The organism is Burkholderia plantarii (assembly GCF_001411805.1).
GTDB classification, from domain to species: Bacteria; Pseudomonadota; Gammaproteobacteria; order Burkholderiales; family Burkholderiaceae; genus Burkholderia; species Burkholderia plantarii.
This window is the reverse complement of the sequence record NZ_CP007213.1, coordinates 2,341,417-2,355,191: the sequence shown is the minus strand read 5'-3', so window position 1 is coordinate 2,355,191 and position 13,775 is coordinate 2,341,417. Positions and strand designations below refer to the sequence as shown.

At 66.5% G+C, this 13,775-nt stretch carries 12 protein-coding genes; 3 read left to right on the top strand and 9 right to left on the bottom strand.

The window, feature by feature from the left end:
- Window positions 1–84 precede the first annotated feature (84 nt).
- Window positions 85–510: a hypothetical protein gene (locus bpln_RS26820; protein ID WP_055140522.1), complete on the bottom strand. Its 426-nt coding sequence runs from the start codon at window positions 508–510 to the stop codon at window positions 85–87.
- Between the two features lie 582 nt (window positions 511–1,092).
- On the opposite strand from bpln_RS26820, the gene bpln_RS26815 reads away from it, so the two are divergent.
- Entirely contained in the window at window positions 1,093–2,052 is a 960-nt protein-coding gene (locus bpln_RS26815; RefSeq protein ID WP_042628192.1) for a LysR family transcriptional regulator, read from the top strand.
- A gap of 15 nt (window positions 2,053–2,067) precedes the next feature.
- Here the strand turns inward: bpln_RS26815 and bpln_RS26810 are convergent, their stop codons facing one another.
- From bpln_RS26810 to bpln_RS26800, 5 genes are all read right to left on the bottom strand, one after another.
- Window positions 2,068–3,423: a 3-phosphoshikimate 1-carboxyvinyltransferase gene (locus bpln_RS26810; protein WP_042628191.1), complete on the bottom strand. Its 1,356-nt coding sequence runs from the start codon at window positions 3,421–3,423 to the stop codon at window positions 2,068–2,070.
- 48 nt (window positions 3,424–3,471) lie between these two features.
- Window positions 3,472–4,332: a phytanoyl-CoA dioxygenase family protein gene (locus bpln_RS26805; RefSeq protein ID WP_055140521.1), complete on the bottom strand. Its 861-nt coding sequence runs from the start codon at window positions 4,330–4,332 to the stop codon at window positions 3,472–3,474.
- Complete coding sequence (locus bpln_RS36200) at window positions 4,332–4,514, bottom strand: hypothetical protein (RefSeq protein ID WP_123863787.1); 183 nt, start codon at window positions 4,512–4,514, stop codon at window positions 4,332–4,334. Before bpln_RS36200 ends, bpln_RS26805 begins: the two co-directional genes overlap by 1 nt.
- 102 nt (window positions 4,515–4,616) lie before the next feature.
- Window positions 4,617–4,829 (bottom strand): hypothetical protein, encoded by a 213-nt coding sequence (locus tag bpln_RS36195; protein WP_123863786.1) that lies wholly within the window; start codon window positions 4,827–4,829, stop codon window positions 4,617–4,619.
- 148 nt (window positions 4,830–4,977) lie between these two features.
- On the bottom strand, window positions 4,978–6,369 hold the full coding sequence (locus bpln_RS26800) for an MFS transporter (RefSeq protein WP_055140520.1): 1,392 nt from the start codon (window positions 6,367–6,369) through the stop codon (window positions 4,978–4,980).
- A gap of 73 nt (window positions 6,370–6,442) precedes the next feature.
- On the opposite strand from bpln_RS26800, the gene bpln_RS37490 reads away from it, so the two are divergent.
- The gene (locus tag bpln_RS37490; protein ID WP_148654190.1) at window positions 6,443–6,844 is read left to right on the top strand and encodes a hypothetical protein; all 402 of its coding nucleotides are present in this window, start codon (window positions 6,443–6,445) and stop codon (window positions 6,842–6,844) included.
- Window positions 6,845–7,275: 431 nt separating this feature from the next.
- Window positions 7,276–8,430 (top strand): hypothetical protein, encoded by a 1,155-nt coding sequence (locus tag bpln_RS26795; RefSeq protein WP_055140519.1) that lies wholly within the window; start codon window positions 7,276–7,278, stop codon window positions 8,428–8,430.
- 96 nt (window positions 8,431–8,526) lie between these two features.
- Here bpln_RS26795 and bpln_RS26790 read toward each other — a convergent pair whose 3' ends face one another.
- From bpln_RS26790 to bpln_RS36185, 3 genes are all read right to left on the bottom strand, one after another.
- Window positions 8,527–10,419: a methyl-accepting chemotaxis protein gene (locus tag bpln_RS26790; RefSeq protein ID WP_055140518.1), complete on the bottom strand. Its 1,893-nt coding sequence runs from the start codon at window positions 10,417–10,419 to the stop codon at window positions 8,527–8,529.
- Between the two features lie 389 nt (window positions 10,420–10,808).
- The gene (locus bpln_RS26785; protein ID WP_042628186.1) at window positions 10,809–11,999 is read right to left on the bottom strand and encodes a porin; all 1,191 of its coding nucleotides are present in this window, start codon (window positions 11,997–11,999) and stop codon (window positions 10,809–10,811) included.
- Between the two features lie 669 nt (window positions 12,000–12,668).
- Entirely contained in the window at window positions 12,669–13,250 is a 582-nt protein-coding gene (locus bpln_RS36185; protein WP_148654189.1) for a hypothetical protein, read from the bottom strand.
- Between the last annotated feature and the right edge of the window lie 525 nt (window positions 13,251–13,775).

Genomic DNA, 13,775 nt, shown 5'->3' with positions numbered 1-13,775 from the left:
GTTCGATCCGACCGCGGATCGGCCACCGACGAAGCGATCCGGCCCGGCCGCGGCGCCGGCCTGCCCGACCACCCCCGCGCCCCGTCACGCGAACGCCGCCGCGACCTGGCGCACGCCCGAGCCCGGCGTCCAGTTGCTGGTGGCATGCGACCAGGTCACGTTGTTCTGCAGCAGCAGGTCGCCGGCGCGCAGCCGGTGCGTGAGCTTGCAGCGAAACAGATCGGCGTACTTCACGCCCGAATGCCAGACGCGCCGGTCGGACACCGTGTCCAGCTGCTCGATCGCGAGCGCCTCGCCTTGCTGTCGCAACAGGCCGTCCTCCTTCAGCAACCGCAGGAATTCGCTGGCGGAATCGAAATCGGCGCCCGCCACCTTGTCCCAGTACGCATACGAGTCGCGTTCCAGAATCCGCGAGGGGACGCGCCGCGGCGTCGCCAGCACCGTGTAGACGGTCAGGCCGGCGATCTCGGTGGCGTGCTCGGTCAGGATCCGGTCGGGCCGCGCCGCCATCTCCAGCTGGTGATACGGGATGGCGCGACGCGCGCCGCCGCGCGATCACGCGCCCGGCGGCCTCCATGTTCCGGTGCAGCCGGCGCCTTCCTGGCCGAACGGGTCGTAGCGGGCCTGTCCCGGTTCGACGATTTGCGCCCGCACTTCGGCGTGCGTGACGGGCAGCCTGCCGACATCGCCTCGGTGGCGGCATTCCTGGCTGGCATCGGGCGAAGCGGGCCGCATCACAGGAACGCCGCGCGAGGCCGCTGGGCTCGCGGGTTGTCCGGAGATACCGGGGCAAATTCGGCGGGACGGCGAATAAAAAAACAAACGTCCATCCGAAACCGCGCGGGTGAGGCATAAACTGGTGCCGATGCGGCCGCGCATGGCCCACCGCGCTCACGGCTTTCGGCCGCGGGCCACGGCGGGCTGGCCCCAAGCGACCGGCCGCGTCCGGCGAGGCGGGTGGAACCACGAGGCCGGCGCCGCGGCGTCCGGTGGTGCCGCCGGCCGTCTCGATCCGGGGCGTGGCCCGTCGCGCCGGCGGGATGCCGGCACGCGTCCCGGGTCGCGCCTCAACCCACCAGAGCGCAAGTCCCTATGAATCTACGCAGCGTTGATCTGAACCTGCTGGTCGTGCTCGATGCGCTGCTGACCGAAAAGCACGTGACGCGAGCCGCGACCAAGATCGGGCTGAGCCAGTCGGCCATGAGCAGCGCGCTCGGGCGCCTGCGGACGCTGCTGCAGGACGATCTGCTGATCCGCAACGCGTCGGGCATGGAGCCCACGCCGCGCGCGCTGGAGCTGGAGGAGCCGCTGCGCCAGCTGCTGCGCCAGGCCGAGCGGCTGATCAAGTCGAGCAGTTCGTTCGACCCCGCCACCAGCACCCAGCATTACCGGCTCCGCATGTCGGACGTGCTCGAATACCTGCTGATGCCGGCCCTGCTCGAACAGCTCGGGCAGCAGGCGCCGCAGGTGACGATCGACGTCGTGCACCTGCCGCCGCGCCAGACCGTGACGGCGCTCGACGCGGACGACATCGACCTCGCGGTGAGCATGGATCTGGAGCACACGGGCGCGGTGCGCGCGACGCCGCTGTTCGAGGATCGCATGGTGTGCGTGCTGTCGCGCGAGCACCGGCATGCCGGCGACGAGATGACGATGGAGCTGTTTCTCGCGCTGCCGCACCTCAAGGTGTCGATCAACTCGACCGACGGCCGCTACGTGGATGCCGCGCTGGCGCGGATGCAGCGCGCGCGGAACGTGGCGCTGAACGTGCCGCACTGGCTCGTGGTTCCGCACCTGCTGCGCCATTCCTCGATGATCGCGGTGATGTCCGGGCGGCTGGCCGGGCGCTTCGCGCAGGACGGGCTCGTGATCAAGGCGCTGCCGTTCGAATCGACGCGGTTCCATTGGTCGATGTACTGGCACCGGCGCCACGACAGCGTCCCCGCGCAGGCTTGGATGCGCGAGCGGATTCGCGCGGCGGCCAGCGGGCTGGCGTCGCGCGAGCCGGACCCGGCCCAGGCCCTCACCCGCGCCATGCCGGCGGGTGGGTGAGGGCGCGGCGCGACCTTACTCGTCGATCACCGCCGGGCCGGAGACGACGCTTTGCACCGGCGAGAACGACGCGCCGAGCGCCTCGAACTGGGTGAGGAACTCGGGAAACGAGCAGATCACGTCCTCGAAGCCGTCGAGGTGGCACGGCCGCCGGAACTTCAGCGAGGCGACGAACAGCGACATGAAGTTGCGATGGTCGCCGCAGCTGGTGAGGATCTCGCCGCCCTCGTAATCGCTCCTGCCACGCGTGACGAAGCCGTCGATGTCGCCCTGCCGGTTCCAGAGCAGCTTGATGTCGGCGCCGAGCTTGCTGGCCTCGGTCACCATCGACTCGATGCGCGACGACTTGTGGAGCCGCGTGACCGAGCCGCCCACCACGCGGAATTCGCCCTCCACGAACAGGCTCAGCGCGACCAGCGTCGGGATGATGTTCGGGCCGTCGCTGACGTCCACCTCGTGCCGGCCGGACAGCCGGGCATGGACGCTCGACACCAGCAGCTCCTGCGCGGCATCGTCGTGCATCACCTTCACGCCGAGCGCCTGTACCACGTCGATGAAGATCTGCTCGCCCTGCAGCGTGTCGCTGGTGATGCCGCGGATCACGTACTCACCCGGGAACACCGTGCAGGCGAACAGCAGGTACGACAGCGAGGTGTAGTCGGCGTTGATCCGCGAATCGAACGCGACGTACTCGCCCGGACGCACGGAAAAGTGGCTGAACCGCTCGTCCGCCTCGATGTCGATCGAGGCGCGGCGCAGGAAGTCGACGGTCTGCGCGATGTACGATTTCGACAGCACCGGCTCGCTCTGGTGGATCGTCATGGGCTGGTCCGACAGCGGCGCGAGGAACAGCAGCGCGGTGACGAACTGCGAGCTGACGTCGCCGGGCAGCTCGGCATGGGTGCGCGAGATCCGCTGCCCCCAGTTGATCACGGGCGCCTTGCCGGCGTCGCCGATGTGCTGGATGTTCGCGCCGAGCGAGTCGAGCGCGTCGAACAGCGGCTTCATGACCCGGCGGCGCAGCGTGTGATCGCCGGTCAGGATGGTGGGCGAGCGGCGCGCGCAGGTGATGGCCGACAGCGTGCGGAACACCAGCCCCGAGCCCTTCGCGTCGATCACGAGGGTGTCGTTGGTGAACTGGCGGCCCACGCCGTCGATTTCAAGGAAGCCGTCTTGCTCGCTGATGCGCGCGCCGAGCTGCCGGCAGGCCTGCTTCATGGTGTCGGTTTCGAGGCAGCGCAGGTCGTTGTGGATGCGCGAGCGGCCGGTGGCCAGGCTCGCGGTGACGATGGCGCGCTGGGTCTCCGGCTTCGACGCGGGCACGGACATCACGGGCTTCAGATGCGATGCGGGATTCACTCTCAGGTACATGATGACCTCGTTTGTCTGGATGGGGGCGGGGGATCGGCAATCGGCGCGTCACGCGACGGCGTAGCCTGCTGACTTCATGTCCGACATCTGCTTGTTCAGGTGCGAGCCTTCCTGCACTTCGTAGAGCGAACCGAAATCGCGCTCGGCGATCGGCAGGCGGTGCAGGCCGGCTTCCACGCGCGCCATGCGGGACGGCTGCCCGCGCAGCAGCCGCACGCCCGGCTCGTTGTGTGCCGCGTGCGGCCCGAAGTAGATCGGGAACGAATCGGCCGCGCGGTAGGCCGGCAGGAACGTGCGGCGCGGCAGGTTCGAGGTGTTGCGCGCGGACGCATGCAGGGTCAGGCAGTGCAGGAACAGCACGCCGCCGGACTTGACCTCCACCTCCACGGCGTCGGCCTCCACCACGTCCTGCACGGTGCCGCGGAAAAAACCGTCGATCTCATGCGAGCGAAGCCCGCGGCGGTGCGAGCCGGGAATCACGCGAAGGCAGCCATTCTCGCGGTTCGCGTCGTCGAGGAAGATCAGCGCCGTGAGCAGATCCGAGTTGGTGTGAGGGTAATAGGAAAAATCCTGATGCCACTTCACGACGCTGCCCACCTTGGGCCCTTTCATGTTGACCTTGCTGTAGTGGAACATCACGTCGTCGCCGATCAGCTGCTGGATGCTGTCGAGCAGATCGGGGTCGGCCGCCAGCCGCTCGAACACCTCGTGCTTCTGGGTCGGCGACCAGATGCGCCGGACCGTCGAGCCGTCCTGCGGCTCCATCTCGAACGCCTTGCCGAGATTGCTCGGGTCGAGCAGCTCGTCGATCGCGCGGATCGCCTCGGTGACCTTCGCCGCATCGAACACATCGTCCACCACCACGAAACCATGGTGGGCATAGAACCTCGCTTGTTGAGCAGAAATCATCACCTCTCCTTGATCGAGAAAAAGGAAAACGAATGCCGCACTGCCTGTCGGCGCCGGTTCCGGATGACGGCCGGCCGCCGTCCCGACGCATGGTTGCCGGTGCCGACACGAGCGCCGCGCCGAATCAAACGAATTGCCGGTAATGCGGTGGCCGCGGGTTGCACGGTCATGATGATCAGCATGACGAAATGATTTGCCGAAAATTATCCCGATCCGCTTGCAATAAAAAGGGAATGCACCGATGAGGATTGATCGTCCGGAAACAACACCGGACAGCATTTCGGTCAACCGTGAACACTGCTTGCTGCACCGCGAGATCCAAGCATAAGCAGACGGCCGGCGGATTTGAAGTTGATAATTAAAATGCCGATATCTGTTTGGTAAATATAAATCCGGCCGAGTCGATCCGCTGCGGCATGCCTGATTTTTGAATAATGGGCGAGGCTGGCGCCTGCGTGATCCGGATTGGTGTCGCCTGCTTTAAATTCGATTGTCAATTAAAAAAAATCGCAATCTGGAATTTTATTCTGGATATCGGATAATTCGATGTCGGCTGGAATCCGGCCGCCGGAGGCGCGATCGGCCGGCAGTGAACGACGCACGGCCGGCGTCGGCGGTGATCCGGGGCGCGGGCCGGGCTGCGCGTCAGGCTTGCTGCCGGTACGGCAGCAGGCGGAAGCAGCTGACCACGGTGCCGACTAGCGCGAAGCCGCTGCCGGCCCACAGCGCGACGATCGGGCCGTGCGCGCCGGCCACGTGGAAGCACAGGGCGACCAGCGCGGCCCCGAGCGTCTGCCCGAGCAGGCGCGCCGTGGCGACGATGCCGCTGGCCGCGCCGCTGCGTTCGGGCGGTGCGCTGCCCATCAGCGCCTTGAGATTGGGCGCCTGGAAGAAGCCGAAGCCGGCGCCGCACAGCACCATGCGCCAGACGAGCGCGAAGGTCGAGGGCGCGGGCGGCAGCGTGGCCAGCGACGCCATGCCGACCGACAGCGTCAGCAGCCCGATGGTGCCGAGCACGCCGGCCGGGTAGCGATCGGAGAGGCGCCCGGCGATGGGCGCCATGATCGCCACCACGGCGGGCCACGGCGTCATCAGGAAGCCGGTGGCGACCTGGCTGTTGCCGAGCCCGATCTGCAGGAGGAACGGCAGCGAGACGAACGCGAAGCCCTGCGTGGTGAACGAGCACACCGAGGTCAGCGCGGACAGCGTGAACACCGAGCGGCGAAACAGGTCGACCGCCAGCATCGGCGCCGGATGGCCGGCCTGGCGCCTCAGCAGCGCGTAGCCACACAGCGCCGCCATGATCCATTCGGCGACGACGGCGCGCGTCACGCCGCCGTGCGCGACGGTGCCGAGGCCAAGTATCAGGAGTGCGAAGAAAATCGCGCAGAGCAGCGCGGCGGCCAGGTCGAAACCGTGCCGGGCGCGCTGCGTGGCCGGCAGCGTGCCGGCCGCCATCAGGACGGACGCCAGGCCCACCGGCACGTTGACGAGGAACAGCCAGTGCCACGACGCCACGGAGAGAATCGCCGACGCCACGGTCGGGCCGACCGTGAAGGACACGGCCACCACCAGCGCGTTCAATCCCAGGCCGCGCCCGAGCAGACGGGCCGGATAGGAGAAGCGGATCAGCGCGGTGTTGACGCTCATGATGGCGGCCGCCCCGACGCCCTGCAGCGCGCGCGCCGTGGCCAGCGTGGGCAGCGACCACGCGAGGCCGCAGGCCAGCGAACTGGCGGTGAACAGCGCCAGGCCCGCAATGTAGACGCGCCGATGGCCGGCGATCTCGCCCAGCGAGGCGAACGGCAGCAGCGTCGCGACCATTGCCAGCTGGTAAGCGTTCACCACCCAGATCACGGAGGAATGGTCGGCGCCGATGCTGGCCGCGATGGTGGGCAGGGCGGTGTTGGTGATGGCGGTGTCGAGCGTGGCCATCGCGACCGCCAGTGAAATGGCGATCAGCGCCGCGATCCGCTGGTTGGTCGGCAAGCCGTCCGGGTACGGGACGCGGAGTGCCTGCAGGTCATTGGTGGACATGGCGCGTGATGCGAAGTGAGGGAGCGGATACTCTCGCATCGCATCATAAATTAATCAAATGGATGTTTGGAATGTGGATATCCATCATGTGGATTACAAATCGCGCTGGCCGTGCCGGGGTCCGGCGCGGGCACCGATGCTTTCATTTTCATGCGCGCATGCCGACGATTGGATGTCGTGCCGGAAGCCGGCCGCGCGGCGGCCCGCCGCTGCAGCCGCTCGGCGGGCCGCCGCGCGGCGAATATTGAATGCGTTTCTTTGGGAGTTGGCGAGGACATTTTACTTTCGCGTATCAATGGCGTGGCCCGATCATTTCGATCATGAAAATACTTTCCACTTCATCAAAAAAAGTTTGACGAGCCAAATGTTTGGTTGCATTCTCCCTGCCAATCCAGAGCCGGCGGCCCGATTTCCAGGAATCCTACAGAAAGCCGACGTTATATTTAAATTCAATTTCAAGAAAAGGCGCGTGTAGTTCAGGCAGTGGCCGTGGCAGTCTTTCAACGGGCTCGATCATATCAATATGATTGGCAGTCCTGCATTTGTTTGGCGGCACGGCAGCCGGTGGCGGGTTGCCCCGGCGGGGGTTTCATATACCGCGTTTCATGAAAAATGATTCGGATTGCAGATCATGGTTCTTTTTAAAAATAGATTGCCGACATGACGAATGCCTGATGGGTCTCGCAGTGCCCGACGAGGGGGGATCTCGTTGAATCCTCGTGAAGCCATCACCGAAAGCACTTCGCCACCTCGTGGCAAGTGATCCCTGGCCGACCGGCGTGGTTGCCGCCGGGCCGGCCGCGGATTGTCGTTCGAAACGTCCAGGCTTTCGAATCCCCGAAGGCCGGACACGGAAAACCATTGCTTCCACTGGAGAAACAGATGCGATCGAGGACCTTGCTTGACATGCATGACATTGCTCGCGCCGCGGTGGTCCTGGGTGCGGGGCTGGGCATCGGAATGGCCGCGCTGCCGGCCGCCTATGCCGGGCAGGTGGCCGGCGCGTTCGTCGACCAGGCGCAGGTGCAGGCCGAGGCGGCGGCGCAGGCCGACTGGCGCGAGAACGTCCGGCAGTTCGCGCCGCAGGGCGAAGGCTGCTATCACGCCAGCTATCCGAACCTGAAATGGGACAAGGTGGCGTGCGGCCCGGTATCGGGCTATCGATCCTCCCGTCCCGATCTCGCGCGCCTGATCGGCGCGCAGGCGCTTCGCGGCACGTCGCAGCAGGTGGTCGGCAACGGCTCCGACTACGCGGTCCAGGCGCCGGCCGGCGCGCTGATCAGCGCCGCGGTGGGGAGCTTCCCGTCGGTCAGCGGCGTCAGCTCGGAGAAGGGCGCCAACGTGCCGTTCGGCTCCGGCGAGAGCGACGGCATCACGGGCGCCAACCAATACACGCTGCAGCTCAACACGAACCTGTACCAGGGATCGGCGGCGTGCAACGGCTACTCGGGGTGCTACGCCTGGCAGCAATACATCCTGGTGTCGGACGACGTGAATGCGTCCGGCACGGCGCTGACCGGCACCTCCGACGTGTTCATCCAGACCTGGCTGATCAATTACGGCCGCGACGTGGACGGCGGCAACACCAACATCTGCCCCAGCGGCTACACCGATGCCGGCCCGGACCAGACGGGTGACGACTGCTACCGGAACAGCCCGTCGGTGGTGGTCGCCAGGCAGCTGCCGATCACCTCGCTGGCAAGCCTGAAGCTGGCCGGCAGCGCCACGGCGAACGGCACCGACACGGCCACCGTCACCTACGGCACGCAGGCCTACAGCTCGTCGGTGAAGGACAACGTATCGGACATCGCGAGCGGCTGGACGCAGGCGGAGTTCAACGTGGTGGGCAATGCCGGCGGCTCGCGCGCGGACTTCAATTCGGGCGCCTCGCTGACCGTCAACGTCGCGGTCAGCGACGGCTCGACGGCCGCGCCGAAGTGCATCGGGCCGAGCAACGGCGGCACGACGGGCGAGACCAACAATCTCACGCTCGGCAAATGCACGGCGTCCGCCGGCTCGGGTTCGACCTCGCCGTCGATCCAGTTCACCGAGTCGGACTGACGGCGTCCGTCGCGCTTCGATGCCGAAGCATGCGGGCGTTGCCGTGCCCGCTTCGACGGCGCGGCGCGCGTGAGCCTCACGCGCGCCGCGCCGCCATCAGGCCTGCAGCCTGAAGAAGCCGACCGTCGCGTGCAGGTCGCGCCCCTGCGCGCTCAGCGATTCGGACGCCGCCGCGATTTCCTCGACGAGCGCCGCGTTCTGCTGGGTGTTCTGGTCCATCGACGCGACGGCCTGGTTGACCTCGTCGATGGCGCGGCTCTGCTCGTCGGCCGCGGCCGCGATCTCGGTGGTGATCTGCGCGACGTTGCCCACCGCCGAATTCAGTTCCGCGATGGTCCTGCCGGCCAGCCCGATCCGGCTCGCGCCCTCGCGCACGTTGCCGACCGAGGCTTCGAGCAGGGCCTTGATCTCCTTCGCGGCGCCGGTCGAGCGCTGCGCGAGGTTGCGCACTTCGGAGGCGACCACCGCGAAGCCGCGGCCGCTCTCGCCGGCACGCGCGGATTCCACCGCCGCGTTGAGCGCGAGGATATTGGTCTGGAACGCGATGCCCTCGATGATCCCGACGATGCCGATGATGCGCTCCGATTCGCTCACGGCCGCCTGCATGGTTTTCGCGGCCTCGGCCACCGCCTCGTCGCCACGGCGCGCGGTGGCGACGGCGCCGGACGCGATCGCGTTGGCGTGCTTGGCGCGGTCGGCCGCTTCGCGCACCGTGCTGGCGAGCTGCTCCATGCTGGCCGCCGTCTGCTGGATCGAGGCGGCCTGCTGCTCGGTGCGGGCGGACAGGTCGTTGTTGCCGGCGGAGACCTCGCGCGAGGCGGTTTCGAGGTGCGTGATGCTCGACGATACCTTGACGAGCACGCCATGCAGCTTCTCGACGAACGCGTTGAAGCGGCCCGCGAGCAGCCCGACCTCGTCGCTGTTGACGATCGGCAGGCGCCGCGTCAGGTCGCCGTCGCCGACCGCGATCTCATGCATCGAGCCCGCCAGCGTGCGCAGCGGCACCGCGATCTGCCGGCTCAGCATGACCATCGCGAACAGCGCGATCACGATCACCAGCGCGCCCGTGCCGACCAGCTGCGAGGTCAGCCGGTTCGCGGCGGCCATCATCTCGGCCTCCGGTTCGAGCGCGAAGTAGCGCCAGCCGTTCCTGGGCGAGGTGTAGGCGTAGGCCTGGTAGGCAGTCGAATCGATCGTCACGGCGGTGCGGCCGTCGGCGGCCGCTGCGAGCTGGTCGTAGCCGCCGCCGAGCGACTTGAAATCCTTGAATTCGTGGCTCTTGTCGCGCGGATCGATCAACACCTTGCCGTTGTTGTCGGTCACGATCAGGTAGCCGCTCTGGCCGAAGCGAATGCCGCTGGTGAGCTTGGCGAAGCCTTCGAGCGAAAGGTCGCCCTCGAGCACGCCCAGCACCTCGCCGCCGGCGGTCTTCACCACCCGCGCGAACGGGATGATCGCGCCGCCGGAGCCGGCCGCGCTCAGGTACGGCGCGGGCCGCGCCACGCGCTCGGGGGTCTCCATGGCGGCCGTGTACCACGGCCGCTGGCGCGGATCGTAGTGGTCGCCGTTCATGGTTTCCATCGGCCACTGCACGTAGCCGCCCCAGTGCGTGCCGATGTCGAGGTAGCGCATGCCCGGATGCGCGTCGCCGAACTGCTTGAGCACCGTGAAGATGCGCTGCTCGACGCCGCCGTTGCTGTCCGGCGTCATCTTGCCGGTGTGGGTCAGGTAGTTGGTGATGGTGGCGTCGGCCGACGTCAGCTCGGGAGTCTGGGCGAGATAAGTGAGGTTCTGCTCGACTTCGCTGAAGGTGCCGTCGAGCGAACCGTCGGCTTGCGTGATGCGGGCCTGGCTCGATTGCTCGAACTCGTTGACGGCCTGATGGCGCACGTTCAGCGTGCCGACGGTCGCCAGCACGGCGACGCTGAGAACCAGCGCGGTACCGAAGGCAAGGTTGATCTTGAAACCGATCGAATTCGATACTTTCATTCCGATTCTTCCGAGGATTGGAGTGGCAAGCCCGGAGGAAGCTTCAGCAGCCCAGCCGGCAGACGTTTTCTCGACAGTGCTTGAGAATTTCTTGAGGGGTGGGAAAACCCCTATCAAGAAAAAAAGAGGCAGGAAAATCAAGGCACAGGCGCGGCCCGACGAGGCGGATCGTGGCGATCGTCGGCGCGGGACAGGCGGTGGTGGAACGGGAAATCAGGGACGCGCGAAGGGTGAAACGAGGGTGAGGCGGGGAGGTGATCGACGATGTGCGCGGCTTTTTATTTTTGGCAGGAAAGCTAAGCAATGGACCAGATGGCGTCGTGTCGACTTGCCTGCCTTGAAACCGGCGGCGCCCGCGCGCGCCGCCGGTTCCCCCTTCGGCCCGAACCTCAGAACTTGTGCCGAATCCCCACGCGCACGACGAACTGCTTGCCGTTCGACGAAATCGCGGTGGTGTCGGTGATGGCCGCCACGGCCGGGCCGCCCGTCGAGTCCTCGCCGAGCGCGCGCTGGTAGATCGCCATCGTGTAGACGTCGGTGCGCTTGGACAGCGAGTAGTCGAGCGTCAGTTCGTATTGCAGGTACTTCGCGCGATCGACCGGTGTGCCGTTGGCCTGCGTGAGCGCGTTGCGGGTCACGTAGTCGGCCGCCGCGAGCGTGCGCAGCGTGGGCGAGAACTGGAACTGAAAGTTGACCTGCACGTCGTTGAAGGTCGCGGTGCTGCCGTGCGAGTAGCCGGCCGCCGGCCCCTTGGCGCCGGTCGGCATCGCGTTGCTGCCGAGGTTCATGAACTTCGCGTTGGTGTAGGTGGCGCCGAGCGTGGCCGGGCCGAACGCGTAGGAGCCGCCCACGTCGATCAGCTGGAACGTGTTCGCGCTCATGAAGCCCGAGTAGATCGGCGTCATCAGCGTCTCGGGCAGGCTCGACGCGGCGGTGCTGAACATGCCGGTGCCCGGGTTGCGCGCGTTCAGGTAGGCGGCGCCGAACGCGACCGGGCCGTGATTGTAGGCCGCGCCGAGCGACCAGATCTCGTTGTTGGTGACGTTGCCGGGCGTGCCGCCGAGGCTGTACAGGCCACCGAACCGGAAGCCGCCCATGGTCGGGCTCGCGTACTTGATCGAGTTGTTCGCGTGGTAATCGATGTTGGAGTTGTCGAGATCGCCCGGGTGCGCGCCGTACACGCCGCCGCCGAGCTGGCCGGCCGCGAGCGGGGCCGCGTAGTCGAACACCGAATCGTACTGGCGGCCGAACGTGACCGTGCCGTAGGGCGACGCGAGGCCGACCCACGCCTGGCGGCCGAACATCAGGCCGTTCTGGCTCAGCCCGCCGGTGTTGCCGTTGAAGCCGTTCTCGAGCATGAACACCGCCTTGAGGCCGCCGCCCAGGTTCTCGGTGCCGGTGAGGCCGAAGCGGTTGCCCTGCATCACGCTGCCGGCGGTCTGGTAGACGTGGCCGCCCTTGTTGTTGCTGACCATGTCGATCCCTTCGTCGATGATGCCGAACAGGGTGACACTGTTTTGCGCGTGAGCGGTGCCGGCCAGTGTGCCGAGCGCGACGCACGCGATGATTGTTTTTTTCATGGGTGGGTAGTTGTCGTTGATGTGTCTCTGAACCCCGATCGGAGCATCGTCGGGCTTTTGTTCTTGTCTCCGCTGTCGGCGCGAAGCCAGGCCGCAGCCACGTATTAACCATCGAGTTAAGCCAGCTGCCGCCGCCGTCGATATCGGATCGCTGGTCTCCCTTGACTCGATGGCGGCATCGAAGCTCCGTCTGGAAACGACCGATACGGCGTGAAACGTTCGTACTACGTGTCAAGCACTTCGTAATACAGATTTTGTCCTTGATGACGCAACAATTTCGAACCATGCCACCAGTCGATATTCAATTGAATCAGGGTAAATTCGAAGCGAGATGTCCTATCACGTGGCGCGATAGCTCTGCTATGCTCTGCGCCGAGGCGTGGGTTGCGCCGCCATCTTCCCGCCACGCGAGCCTTCGCATTTTGTGACGCGCGGCCCGGGCCGCGCCCGACGGCGCGATGGCGCATTTGGAATGCGCGAGGCGCGGGGCTGGCCGACGTTGCGCACATGGTGGGAAACCGGCGCCAATGCGATCCGGCGAGCGCGGCCGGTGGCAGGACGGCGTGGCGGATCGGCCTGTTGGCGGAATGCGACGGCGGCCTGCTCCGGGTTATCGACGCCTGCCGTGCGCGATTGCGTTCCGCCCGACATCGTCATCGATATTTCAATTCACCGATCGTCCCGCTCGTGAGCGACCGACGGTTTATTTCCAGGCATTCGCATTAATTTATGCGCCGTGCAAATCGATATCGACGCATACGGCAACGCATGCGGTGATTCACGCGGCGGCGCGCGATGCCGCCGGATTGGCGGATACCGGGTCCGGGCTGAATGAAATCGGCATACGGGCCGCCGGCACGATTCCATCCGCGTCATCACATCGGCGATCGAACCGACAGGCGGATCGGCCGCGCCCGGCTCGTCGATCTCGACGCATCCCGGCGGCAGGTTGCCCGCCCCATCGCCGCCGTCCTCGCCCGCTCCGGCCGGGTCCGTTTCGGCTTCGTCCCATGCCGGTGCCGGCGACGCGTCGCCGGTTGATCGCGGCGGCGGGCACCCCGCGAGATCGCGGGTTCTCATCCGATTTTCCTTGCCGCCGTTCGGCTCGACGGTCTCGAGCCATTGCCTCGAGTCCATCAACGACCGACGAAGTCGGCCCGAATGAATCGACGGATATCGCGGTGTCCTGAATCGCCGGCACCGAGAAAAATCCGGAAATTCCGCCGCCTCGATGAATCGCTTCGAATTCACGCGATCTCGAACGCGATCGGCATGCAAGGCGTCGGCGCGACTCCCGGAAAATCAGCAAAGAAAGGGAATGTCGTGGCGCCATGAAATCACGGCAGGAATGCTTCTGGCTCGGCGCGGCCCGTCGCGTGAATTTTCCCGGCCCGTTGGCGTTCGACTGCGATGTCGCCGGTCCGATATCGATCGTCGGCGAGCGGCGCATGCATGAAACCGGCCCCGTTGCGCCGCCGACGCAACGCATGGCGAACGCGCCGCCGCGGCCGAGCGCCCGTCGCGCACGCGACTGCCCGAATCACGTCGAATCGGGTCGAGTTCGCGCGGAACCGCCTTGCGGCAGGCGCTTTGCGCCCATGCGCTTGCCACGACCGCAAACCCCCGGCACGAACCGATTCGTGCTGCGCGCGTCGCCGGCTTCATTCGTTTCGGCGCTGCCGGATTCGCGGCGCTCAGGACACGTTCTTACGCGAGGCCGTACTCTCTGGCGTGTTCGATGAATGGCGGGAATGCGTCCCGGCGGCCCGTCGGTGT

Excerpts from the sequence above, each read along its gene's own strand:
- bpln_RS26820 (WP_055140522.1), bottom strand. The coding sequence starts at position 510 with ATGGCGGCGCGGCCCGACCGGATCCTGACCGAGCACGCCACCGAGATC.
- bpln_RS26815 (WP_042628192.1), top strand. The coding sequence starts at position 1,093 with ATGAATCTACGCAGCGTTGATCTGAACCTGCTGGTCGTGCTCGATGCG.
- bpln_RS26810 (WP_042628191.1), bottom strand. The coding sequence starts at position 3,423 with ATGTACCTGAGAGTGAATCCCGCATCGCATCTGAAGCCCGTGATGTCC.
- bpln_RS26805 (WP_055140521.1), bottom strand. The coding sequence starts at position 4,332 with ATGATTTCTGCTCAACAAGCGAGGTTCTATGCCCACCATGGTTTCGTG.
- bpln_RS36200 (WP_123863787.1), bottom strand. The coding sequence starts at position 4,514 with ATGCTGATCATCATGACCGTGCAACCCGCGGCCACCGCATTACCGGCA.
- bpln_RS26800 (WP_055140520.1), bottom strand. The coding sequence starts at position 6,369 with ATGTCCACCAATGACCTGCAGGCACTCCGCGTCCCGTACCCGGACGGC.
- bpln_RS26795 (WP_055140519.1), top strand. The coding sequence starts at position 7,276 with ATGCATGACATTGCTCGCGCCGCGGTGGTCCTGGGTGCGGGGCTGGGC.
- bpln_RS26790 (WP_055140518.1), bottom strand. The coding sequence starts at position 10,419 with ATGAAAGTATCGAATTCGATCGGTTTCAAGATCAACCTTGCCTTCGGT.
- bpln_RS26785 (WP_042628186.1), bottom strand. The coding sequence starts at position 11,999 with ATGAAAAAAACAATCATCGCGTGCGTCGCGCTCGGCACACTGGCCGGC.